The 9063-nt window shown below is 56.8% G+C and carries 6 protein-coding genes and 3 pseudogenes; 4 read left to right on the forward strand and 5 right to left on the reverse strand.

The features are described 5' to 3' along the window. Positions 1-299: 299 nt before the first annotated feature. The 3 genes and pseudogenes from V7730_RS20675 to V7730_RS20685 form a co-directional block, all read left to right on the forward strand. Positions 300-2562 (forward strand): annotated as a pseudogene (locus V7730_RS20675) (heavy metal translocating P-type ATPase); the annotation flags it as partial. Positions 2563-2574: 12 nt separating this feature from the next. Then, complete coding sequence (locus V7730_RS20680) at positions 2575-3303, forward strand: endonuclease/exonuclease/phosphatase family protein (RefSeq protein ID WP_335749463.1); 729 nt, start codon at positions 2575-2577, stop codon at positions 3301-3303. Continuing rightward, the gene (locus V7730_RS20685) at positions 3300-4847 is read left to right on the forward strand and encodes a phospholipase D-like domain-containing protein (protein ID WP_335749459.1); all 1548 of its coding nucleotides are present in this window, start codon (positions 3300-3302) and stop codon (positions 4845-4847) included. The genes V7730_RS20680 and V7730_RS20685 overlap by 4 nt, the downstream gene beginning before the upstream one ends. A gap of 36 nt (positions 4848-4883) precedes the next feature. Here the strand turns inward: V7730_RS20685 and V7730_RS20690 are convergent. The 4 genes and pseudogenes from V7730_RS20690 to V7730_RS20705 all read right to left on the reverse strand — a co-directional run bounded on the left by V7730_RS20690 (position 4884) and on the right by V7730_RS20705 (position 7841). After that, a pseudogene (locus V7730_RS20690) lies at positions 4884-5561 on the reverse strand (type 1 glutamine amidotransferase domain-containing protein). Then, positions 5558-6622, reverse strand: coding sequence for an NADP-dependent oxidoreductase (locus V7730_RS20695; RefSeq protein WP_335749460.1), 1065 nt, complete (start codon positions 6620-6622; stop codon positions 5558-5560). The pseudogene V7730_RS20690 and the gene V7730_RS20695 overlap by 4 nt, the downstream one beginning before the upstream one ends. A 2-nt stretch (positions 6623-6624) precedes the next feature. After that, positions 6625-7023, reverse strand: a complete 399-nt coding sequence (locus V7730_RS20700) for a response regulator transcription factor (protein ID WP_335749461.1) — start codon at positions 7021-7023, stop codon at positions 6625-6627. Positions 7024-7604: 581 nt separating this feature from the next. After that, on the reverse strand, positions 7605-7841 hold the full coding sequence (locus V7730_RS20705) for a hypothetical protein (protein WP_335749462.1): 237 nt from the start codon (positions 7839-7841) through the stop codon (positions 7605-7607). A gap of 150 nt (positions 7842-7991) precedes the next feature. Here V7730_RS20705 and V7730_RS20710 point away from each other — a divergent pair, with 150 nt between their 5' ends. Next, the gene (locus V7730_RS20710) at positions 7992-8720 is read left to right on the forward strand and encodes a Crp/Fnr family transcriptional regulator (RefSeq protein WP_335749464.1); all 729 of its coding nucleotides are present in this window, start codon (positions 7992-7994) and stop codon (positions 8718-8720) included. Here the strand turns inward: V7730_RS20710 and V7730_RS22780 are convergent. Further along, positions 8712-9023: pseudogene (locus V7730_RS22780) on the reverse strand (DUF2061 domain-containing protein); the annotation flags it as partial. The gene V7730_RS20710 and the pseudogene V7730_RS22780 sit on opposite strands and share 9 nt — an antisense overlap. Between the last annotated feature and the right edge of the window lie 40 nt (positions 9024-9063).

The raw sequence follows: 9063 nt of genomic DNA on the forward strand, positions 1-9063 counted from the left end.
TATCACGCTGGATTCATGTGGTGAATCCTCGGGGCACGATTTGTGCAACAAAGCCACCTCAGTCTGGGAAACTGTTTGGAATTCCAATCACATTTTTGACTCGCGGCCTTGATCTCCCGCAATGCGCTGATCTGCATCAACGACAAGATGCACGACGAATGGCATTGTCGTGAGTAAGCAATCTTGAAAGAACATCATATGATGAATGGGTATGAGATGGGCTACGGCGGTCTGTGGATGTGGACCATGCTTGCGGTGGCAATTCTGGCCATTGCAGCGCTTGTGAAATATCTGTGAAAATGACGGCCGCGCCTATCGTGTCGGCAATTGACCCCGTTTGTGGCATGACCGTAACTGTGAAACCGGACACTCGGACTGCGGCTTTTGAAGGCACGGATTTCTACTTTTGTTGCGAAAAGTGCCAAGCTAAATTCAAAGCTGATCCATCAGTCTATGCTACCGGCGAGGCTCCGGCAGAACGTCACGCAGTGTTCGACGCCGCGCAATACACTTGCCCGATGCATCCACAGATATCGCAGAACTCGCCCGGCAACTGTCCGATCTGCGGCATAACGCTGGAAGCCGTGGTTGCGTCGGATACGCCTTTCGCTGAATTGGCGACCTTAACCCGGCGGATGTGGATTTCTGGCGCTGCCGCCGTGCCATTGATGATCCTAACAATGGGCGCAGTCATTGGACTGCCGATGCGTGATTGGATCGGGCACGCGCTGGCGGGCTATCTGGAGTTTGCGTTGGCCACGCCCGTTGTGCTGTGGGCGGCCGCGCCGTTCTTTCAGCGCGGCCGGGCATCGGTCATGAACCGCAGCCCGAACATGTGGACGCTGATCTCCATCGGGGTCGCCGCAGCCTATGGCTATTCCGTCTTTGCCACATTTTTGCCGGGGGTGTTTCACGAATCTTATCAGATGGGTACGGGGGTTGGGACCTACTTAGAAGCGTCGGTGGTGATTGTCGTACTGGTCTTTGCTGGGCAGGTGTTGGGGTTGCGCGCGCGCGAACGCACTGGCTACTCGATCAGGGCGCTGATGGACCTTGCGCCCAAAACAGTGCGGCGCATCTCGGACGATGGCACGGAAAGTGACGTGCCGCTGGCCGATATCATTGATGGCGACATAGTGCGCGTGCGTCCCGGTGATGCTGTTCCCGTAGATGGCGTGATCACCGGCACATCTTCGGTTGATGAAAGCCTGATGACTGGTGAGGCGATGCCGGTGGAAAAGGCGGTCGGAGATCAGGTTACAGGAGGCACGATCAACAAGAACGGATCACTGGTTATGACGGCGGGTAGGGTTGGGGCCGATAGCGTGTTGGCGCAGACCGTCACCAAGGTGTCGAACGCCAAACTCTCTCGCGCGCCGATCCAAGGCGCCGCCGACAAGATCGCCGCAGTGTTTGTTCCCGTGGTACTGGCGGTTTCCGCGACAGCATTTGTGGCTTGGATGATCTGGGGTCCAACACCTGCGCTGGCCTACGCGATTACGGCGGCAGTGTCTGTCCTGATCGTTTTCATCACTACGGCGGTAGGGCGCGTCACGCAGGCAGGTGTGTTGATCAAGGACGCCGAGGCGCTGGAGCGGATGGCAGGCGCCGATACATTGATCGTCGACAAAACCGGGACGCTGACGCTGGGCATGCCTGCGCTGACCGATGTGGTGGTCCTGGAGGAAGAGGATGAATCTGGGATTCTGACGCTGACTGCAGCGCTCGAGAAAGGGTCGGAGCATCCTTTGGCCGAAGCGATTGTCGCCGGTGCATCGGTGAAGGGGATTGAGGCCGACAATACCGAAAAGTTTGAGGCAGTAACAGGAAAGGGCGTGCAAGGCACGGTCGCCGGTCGCATAGTTGCATTAGGAAATGCGGCGATGATGCAGAATTCGGGGCTGAAAACGGACGAAGTTGAGGCACGGGCCGATGCCCTCCGTGCCAGTGGAAAGATGGCTATGTTTGTGGCGGCTGATGGCGTGCTTCTCGGCATTGTTGCGGTTGCGGATCCGGTCCGCGAACGCACTGCGGCAGTGATCAAGGAGCTGCATGCGCAAGGCCTGCGCATCATCATGGCGACGGTGGATAACAGACGGACTGCCAAGGCTGTGGCCGGAGCCTTGAGAATTGATGAGGCGCGGGCAGGGGTGTTGCCCGACGGCAAAAGATCGCTGATTGAAAAATTACGAGCTGAGGGGCACAAAGTTGCCATGGCGGGCGACGGTGTAAACGACGCCCAGGCCCTTGCCGCCGATGATGTGGGGATCGCGATGGGCACCGGGGCCGATGTGGCGGTAGAAAGCGCGGGGCTTACGCTGCTCGGCGGCGATCTGATGGGCATCGTGCGGGCGCGCAAGCTGGCCAAAGCGGCCGTGCAAAATATCAAACAGAACCTGTTTTTTGCCTTCGCAAATAACGCCATCGGCATTCCAGCGGCGGCAGGGGTACTCTATCCGTTCACGGGCACTCTGTTGTCGCCCATGATCGCTGCGGCGGGCGATGAGCCTGTCGTCGGCGTCGGTCATCACCAACGCTCTGCGGCTGCGCAGGGTCCAGCTTTGGGGGCTTGCCATGTCCTCGCCGCTTGATCTGTCTGTGGCATCTTACAACATCCATAAAGGTGTCGGTACAGATCGACGCCGTGATTTGGTGCGGACTGCGGCGGTGATCGCTGAAATAGGAGCGGATATTCTGGCTGTCCAAGAAGCGGATACGCGGTTTGGCAACCGCATGGGCCTGCTCGATCTGGAAAGGATCCGAAATGATCTAGGGCTGATCGCGGTCCCTATGGAAGGTGTTGGGGATGCGCACGGCTGGCATGGAAATCTTTTGCTGGTGCGCAATGCTCTGGTCCAAGAAGTGCATCAAGTGATCCTGCCAGGACTAGAGCCGCGCGGGGCGCTGGTGACCGATCTGGTTATCGCAGGACGGCCTTTGCGCGTTGTGAACGCACATCTCGGATTGCTGCAAGCGTCCCGAACGGCGCAAGTGCGGGCGTTGCTCGACAAGATCGGGGGGTTGGACGGGCGTCCAACGCTCCTAATGGGGGATCTGAATGAATGGCGCGGGGCAGGGGCTGCATTCCAAGCTTTGGAGAAACATTTTTCGTTGGCACAAGCGCGACCCAGCTTTCCCTCTCGCTTTCCGCTGCTGGCACTGGATCGCATGATGATGTCGCCACATGGCACGTTGCTGGACGTTGCCACGCATGACAGCCCGTTGTCCCGCCGTGCATCTGACCATCTGCCGATTAAGGCAAAGCTGCGCTTTGGTCCCGATCGTGAAGCTGGCCAAGGATGATATCTGATGTCCTAATGCTTCTGTTCTGGATCATTGTCGCAGTTGCGCTGGTAGCAATGGCGCCGTGGTTGGCACACCGCTCGTATCGTCGCTTCTTACAAAAATCGCGTGGGCCGGAATCAACTGCTTTGCCTTTTTCCGAGCTAGCCACACCGCTCGATGCGTTGCTTGGCCCGCTGGAACACAGTCATCCGGCACAAAGCGGACTGACGCTGCTTCTGGACAATACGGATGCGTTTGCCGCCCGCATGCAGTCAGCTACGCAGGCAGGACGCAGCCTTGATCTGATGTATTACATCTGGAACACCGACATCGCTGGATGGCTGCTGATCGACGCGCTTGTAGCCGCCGCAGATCGGGGCGTGCGCATCCGTCTGCTGCTGGATGATGTCCATGTGCAGGGCTTTGACCGCACGTTTCTAGCCCTGACGCAGCATCCTTTGATCGAGGTGCGGCTTTTCAACCCGACGCGCAATCGTGGCCAGGCCGTGCGCCGCGTGGCCGAAATGCTTTTGGGGCTGGCCCGCTTCAACCGGCGTATGCACGGCAAAATGTGGATCGCTGACGGGCGACTGGCGATTATCGGCGGCCGCAATATCGGCGATACCTATTTCAGTGCGGACAATGGCACCCGAAGCTCGGTTGATGCAGATGTGATGTTAGTGGGCCCGAAGGTGGCCGAAGTTTCGGATGTGTTCGACAGCTATTGGAACCTTGGCTTGTCCTTGCCAATTGTGTCTTTGTGGCCTGCGTTCCGCGCGAACCCTCGCGCTTTTCGCAATAGACTCGCGCGGCATATTCGGTCCGCTGCATCATGCGAATTTGCTGGAGTGATACAGAATGGAAGGCCACCCGACAGCTTTTTGACCGACCGCCTGTATTGGACAAACAAGGTGCAACTGCTCGCCGATCCGCCTGACAAGGCGTATGATCTGCATACCACCCCTTGGATGGACACCGCCATCACCTCGATACTGGAGGCCGCACAAACCGATGTGCAATTGATCACACCCTATTTTGTACCGGGTGCCTCCGGGCTTGCAGGTCTCACTGGATTGATGAGGCGCGGGGTAAAAGTCTCCTTGGTCACAAACGCTTTGTCAGCAACGGACATGATCATGGTGTACGGGGCGTACCGACATTTTCGCGGTCCGATGCTGGCTGCTGGGGCCAGTATTTTCGAGTTTGCTAAACCTGCGTCGGCTGGGCACAAACGCGATGTCGTGCATTCCAAAGTGTTTATGATAGACGGACGGCAAGGCATTGTCGGGTCGCTGAACTTTGACTTACGATCAGCCTATACAAATACTGAACTGGGGCTGCTCTTCGAGGGGCCACCCCTATTGGTTGAGCTGCGCGCCATTTTCGACACGCTATCCTCGCCTGAACAAGCGTATCAAGTGACGCAAACGGGTCGTGCTTTGCACTGGTCCGTCACGCGCGCGGGCCAACCCAGTGTGATGACTGTCGAGCCAGAAGCGGGATGGTCCAGGCGCGCGGTGTCGTGGATAGTTGGACATCTGCCGATCCAGAAGTATCTGTAAACGCATTTGTTTTGACGATTCTGGCGCAGATCTCCGTTAGCTTAGTAGTTTAAGCAGGGCTTCAGCCGCGTCTTTGGAAGATGCGGGGTTCTGACCAGTGATCAGCTTACCGCCCACGATGACATGCGGTGCCCAGTCGGCACCTTTGGAGAAAACGCCACCGGTTTCCATCAGCATATCCTCAACGAGGAACGGCACCACATCTGTCAGGCCCGCTGCGGCCTCTTCGGTGTTGGTGAAACCGGTCACATTGCGGCCTAAAACGAAGGATTTTCCATCCGCGCGCTTGGTGAGGCGAAAAATTTCAGGGGCGTGGCAAACGGCGGCGATGGGCCTGCCGCTGGTGGCGAAATTCTCGATCAGATGGATGCTGGCAGGGTCTTCTGCCAGATCTCATAACGGGCCGTGGCCATCGGGATAGAAAACCGCGTCAAAGCTGCTCAGGTCCAGATCATCCAGTTCGACTGTTTCAGCCAAAGCCTTGCCGGCATCTGCATCACCTTTGAAGTGGCGCGTGTCGTCTGTCTGGGCATCGGGCGCATCACTGGTGGGGTCCAGCGGGGGCTGGCCACCTTTGGGCGAGGCAAACGTGATCTTGACGCCAGCGTCGCTCAGGACATAGTAGGGGGCGGCGAATTCCTCCAGCCAGAAATCGGTTTTCCTGCCGGTATCGCCAAGGGCATCGTGCGACGTCAGAACCATCAGGACATTCATGTTGTGCTTTCCTTGTTTTCAATCATTTTTTCAGGACCAACGTGAATGACCCGTTTGCCAAAGTTCTCACCGCGCAGAAGGCCGATGAACGCACGTGGGGCTTCTTCCAGCCCTTCGATCACCTCTTCGCGGTAGTGTATCTTGCCCGCCGCAAGCCAGTCGGTCATCGCGGTAGCAAATTCCGGGTAGATATGCCCGAAATCCTGAAAGATGATAAAGCCGCGCATCGTCAGACGCTTACGCAGGATCTGACCTATAAGCCAGCCCATCCGGTCCGGGCCGTCCAGCAATGCAGTGGCGTTATAACCTGAAACGAGGCCACAGACTGGAATGCGTGCGCCAGAGTTCAGGATCGGCAGCACGGCGTCAAACACCGCACCTCCGACATTCTCGAAATAAACATCGATGCCCTTGGGCGTTGCCGTCTGCAGCATTGCGACGAAATCAGGCGATTTGTGGTCGATACAGGCATCAAACCCCAGCGTGGCAACCGCATAGGCGCACTTTTCTGCGCCGCCCGCGATGCCCACGACATGGCATCCCATTAGCTTGGAAATCTGCCCGACCGTCGCGCCCACAGGCCCCGTGGCCGCGGCCACGCAAACAGTCTCGTCCGGCTTCGGCACACCGATCTGCGTCAGGCCCGCCCAAGCCGTAAATCCCGGCATGCCCATAATCCCCAGCGCCCATGATGGATGTGCAAGGTCAGGGCCGAGGATCGTGACACTCTCGCCATCCGATATTGCAAAATCTTGCCAGCCGTTAAAGCACAGCACCCAGTCGCCCGGTGCGTAGCCCTTCAGATGCGATACGACGACCTGTGCAACTGTGCCTCCGTCCATCACAGCGCCCAAAGCCACAGGTGCTGCGTAAGAGGGAGCATCGCTCATCCGACCACGCATATAGGGGTCAAGTGACAGGTATTCAGTCCGCAGCAGCATCTGGCCGGAGACGGGTGTTGGTACGGGTGTCGTCGCAAGGCGCAGCGTATCTGCGTCAGGCTCGCCCTTTGGCCGGTTGGCCAGCAAGAGCTGACGGTTGACGGTCATGGATTGTGGCATGTTCAATTCCTATCGTATGATGTGACGCCTAGCGACAGACGCACCAGCGCGGGCAGCGATGCGGTGCCTGTTCTGCGCATGATTGCGGCGCGGTGGTTTTCGACTGTGCGCTGGCTGATGTGTAGATCGGGGGCGATGTTCTTGTTGGGGTGCCCTGCAAGAACCATGGACATGGCTTCGTGCTGCCGGGGTGTAAGTTTGGATCGTAAGGTTGCTGCATCCTTCGTCAGTCGCGCAAGGGCTGCACTCAACAGTCTGTTTTTCGATGCAAGCTCTCGATTGTGCGACAGCAAATCCGGAATGGACGGGTTGCAGTTTGCAGAAAATGGTCCCGCGTTGTTGCCGCAGACGACATTGCGCGGCCGGGCGGTATCTGAGATATGTATGAGATTATTCAGCATGAGTGGCTCCAATCAAAAGGAATCTCGCGAGGGCCGTAGCGTTTCTTGGCAATTGTGTGCAGATTCAGCCGTTGCTACATTAACCTCGATCAGCGGTGTGCCGTCTAAGCCGTTTCCGAGCCTTTTGTCAGCGTCATCCCGCCTGTTAGGGTGGTTATAACGGATGTCGGTCAGTGTCCCTCTGATGCCCCCCCCTAGCGCCGCAGTGACAATTTTCTCCCGGTTAGGTCGCAACCGGCATCCGCTACCCCGAATCTGAAAGTGAGGTTTTGGCCGTTAAGCTTACGAAAGGGCATTCAGGACGTGATGCACACACCCATCCAAGGAGTGAGTGATTTCTTACGTCATGCCTCATGGGCATTTTAAAGGGCGCACGAGCGAGTGAGGCTGCAATTGCGTGCCTACGCGCTTGATGCCAAACCATTGCAAAACCCTGACAGTCGGCAATATATTTCGACCGTAGCCTATGCCTCAGAAAATTAGTTTAAGTGTGGATCTATCGCATACTACTCTGCAGAGCAGTTGGCAGTTGTGGAAACGCCTGATTGAGGTGCCCCTAGTTTCCTAGACGCCTGCCCGTATCACGGTCTCCGGACCGAATTTCCGCCAGCGATGATCTTATTGATCAGCGTTGCGACCGCTTCGTGTTCCTCGATCTCGGTGTTAGAGCCCCCCGCATTTTCATGTGACCTGGCAGCGTCTTCTAAGACACCGACAATCTCCCGTTCTGGCAGGACCTTCGCATCGTTCAGTGCAAGCAGGAGTGCTTCACAAATTGAAAGCGCTGCTATACCTGATTTCGTGCTATGTTCGGACATATTGATGGCTTCCCGTGATTATTACGCTTGCAAAGTGGATCCATGCAGCGGTCTTGACAGACTCTCAAAGAACCAGAGACTTTGGGCTGATCGACATCAGTTGGAGGCGTTTTTCTTTAGTAAGTATTTATTATTTTGAGGAAGGGGCTCATCATCGAAACGAGACCACTAGCGCGCAAGCTTGGTGCCTTTGTCGCCCTCTCCGAGGAGGAGATTTTCGTCCTCGAAAGACTGCACAAGCGTCGGCGTACCTTCGTCGCCGGGCGGGATTTGGTGCATCAAGGCCAAGCGGATCAAGCGGCCTATATACTTGTTTCCGGTTGGGCATGTTCGTACAAACTTCTGCACGACGGCCAACGACAGGTCATTGATTTTCAAATACCTGGCGACTTCTTGGGATTGCGAAGTGTGGTCCTGCACGTCTCAGATCACAGCATCGAGCCAGTCACAGACATAGAAGTCACCGAAGTACATGCAGCTGATCTGTTCGAGGTGTTTGCGGAAACACCGCGATTGGCAACTGCCGTTCTTTGGACGGCGTCACGCGCCGAGGCGATGGTCGTCGAACACTTGGTGGGTATCGGGCGTCGCGACGCGACAGAACGTTTGGCGCATTTCCTGTTGGAGCTCGGTGAAAGGCTTGCCCTTGTCGGGATGGGGAGCAATGCGGGATATGCTTGTCCGTTGACCCAGTACTTGATTGCCGATGCGGTCGGGTTGAGCGCTGTGCATGTTAATCGAGTACTTCGACAACTACGCGAGCAGGGCATGGTCACGTTCCGCGATGGGTATGTCACCTTTGATGATTACGATCGCATGGTCGAATTTGCAGGGTTTGAAGTGAGCTATCTTGATCAGGTTGGGCCGCTGTTAAAGTGAACGCGTAGATTGCATTCCCGCCTCGCGCCAAAAACGAGAAACATGCGGGAGGGGAGCAGGGAGGGCTGTGGCTAGATTGCCGGTGAAAAACCAGGTCGGCATGGTGGTATCCAGAGAGGCAATATTGCGCCAAGTGGCGGTCTCACCGGTGCTGCGCCAACTACTTTCCTTGTGTTTTCTATTCTCGACCGACATGCCCCAACCTATCCGTGACCAGCCGCGTTCGTGAAGGAAGTAGAGCACCTTCTTGGTGATGACCTCCGTAAAGGCAATGTAAGTCGCAGCTTGGAGTGAAGTGGTCCGGCAAAATTGGACAGCGTGCTAAGATGTATCCAACCCGAAC

Origin of the sequence: Sulfitobacter sp. (genome assembly GCF_036961165.1) — a bacterium.
Lineage (GTDB): Bacteria > Pseudomonadota > Alphaproteobacteria > Rhodobacterales > Rhodobacteraceae > Sulfitobacter.

What these genes read in the sequence shown, in the direction of transcription:
- V7730_RS20695 (WP_335749460.1), bottom strand. Translation starts at nt 6,622, where the DNA reads ATGCCACAATCCATGACCGTCAACCGTCAGCTCTTGCTGGCCAACCGG.
- V7730_RS20680 (WP_335749463.1), top strand. Translation starts at nt 2,575, where the DNA reads ATGTCCTCGCCGCTTGATCTGTCTGTGGCATCTTACAACATCCATAAA.
- V7730_RS20700 (WP_335749461.1), bottom strand. Translation starts at nt 7,023, where the DNA reads ATGCTGAATAATCTCATACATATCTCAGATACCGCCCGGCCGCGCAAT.
- V7730_RS20685 (WP_335749459.1), top strand. Translation starts at nt 3,300, where the DNA reads ATGATATCTGATGTCCTAATGCTTCTGTTCTGGATCATTGTCGCAGTT.
- V7730_RS20705 (WP_335749462.1), bottom strand. Translation starts at nt 7,841, where the DNA reads ATGTCCGAACATAGCACGAAATCAGGTATAGCAGCGCTTTCAATTTGT.